We start from the raw sequence: 1,309 nt of genomic DNA on the forward strand, positions 1-1,309 counted from the left end.
TGAACAGCCCCAGATTGTGCGGACAGCACAAAAAGATCCCCTGGTAGGAAAAGATTAAGTTTTAAGCGGAGAGGCGTCGCGCCAGCGGCGCCTCTCCAGTTTTTAACTGGATGCGCTCATGGTTGTAGAAGTAAATATAGCGCTCAAGCATCTCGTTGGCCTCGGTAAAGGTAGCCGGTTTGTGGCGGTAAATACACTCTGTTTTGAGAATAGAGAAAAAATTTTCCGCCATTGCATTGTCATAACAGTTTCCGCGTCTTGACATGGAAGGCGTAATGCCGTATTGTTGAGTCAGCTGGAAATATGCTTGGGATGTGTATTGAAAGCCTTGGTCGCTGTGGAGCTGCAACTCCTCAGCGGCCCTCTTTTTCTCCTGCTTCATGGCCAGGCGGATGGTGTCCAGGACCAGATTCACCGTCTGCTGTGTTCCGGTTTTGTAGGCCACAATGCTGTTGTCATACAGATCTCGGATCATGGATAGATACAGCACGCCTTGCCCGGTGTGGATGTAGGAGATGTCCGTTACCCATTTACTGTTGGGCCTGTCTGCGCAAAAGTCCCTGTTGAGCAGATTCTGGTACTTGTGGAGCTGCTGCCCCATCTGCTGCCATTTCCTGCGGCGGCGGATCTCAGACAATAGATCATACTTCTTCATGACCCGCAGTACCGTTTTCGGGTTGCAAAAAATGTTCTGGCTTTTTAGCCACAGCCACATCCGCCGGTAGCCATAGGTACGGAAACTGCGCTCCCGCTGCTGTGCGATGAGCTCTGCAAGCGCGGCGTCCTTCTCCGGCTTTCCAAGGCGATGGACAAAGGCATAGTACCCGCTTCTGGATACGCCGAAGAATTTGCACATGACTGACACGGGATACTCTGCTTTGCGACGATAGATGATATGGTATTTTGCCCTTGCCCTCACTTCCTTCCTGTGAATCGCAGAAAATCCCGCAGCAATTTATTTTCCATACGAAGCTGTTGGATCTCATATGCCTGCTCGGCCACAATATCTCTTGGCACAGCATCTTTTCTCGGCCGTCCTTTCGGCCGCGGAAGGATGCCGGCTTCCGACTTGCGTTCTTTCCTCCGCTCACGCTTAAGCAGACTTTTTACCACCTGTTTATCCTGAAAACCGTAGTGTTCTGCTACTTCCCGCTGGGTTTTTCCCGCTGTCAGCATTGCCTTGATTTCTGGCAGCAGTGCTTGTACCTGTGTGTATTTCCGTTTCTCCATAACATGACCCCCTGACGTAGTCTATTTTCCTACATCAGGGGGTCTTTTGTCACTGTCCGTTTTTACTGGACCTGTTCAC

The 1,309-nt window shown here is 50.7% G+C and carries 2 protein-coding genes; both read right to left on the reverse strand.

Annotated elements, in window-relative coordinates:
* Window positions 1-61: 61 nt before the first annotated feature.
* A complete protein-coding gene (locus I6E39_RS10990) occupies window positions 62-865 on the reverse strand; it encodes an IS3 family transposase (RefSeq protein ID WP_235381622.1) in 804 nt (267 codons plus the stop codon).
* A 50-nt stretch (window positions 866-915) separates the two neighbouring features.
* Complete coding sequence (locus tag I6E39_RS10995; RefSeq protein WP_235381623.1) at window positions 916-1,230, reverse strand: imidazolonepropionase; 315 nt, start codon at window positions 1,228-1,230, stop codon at window positions 916-918.
* Window positions 1,231-1,309 lie beyond the last annotated feature (79 nt).

This window comes from Pseudoflavonifractor phocaeensis (genome assembly GCF_021531375.1).
GTDB lineage: Bacteria > Bacillota > Clostridia > Oscillospirales > Oscillospiraceae > Lawsonibacter > Lawsonibacter phocaeensis_B.

Bases quoted from the DNA above. Each gene is read 5' to 3' on its own strand.
- I6E39_RS10995 (WP_235381623.1), bottom strand. From the start codon at position 1,230: ATGGAGAAACGGAAATACACACAGGTACAAGCACTGCTGCCAGAAATC.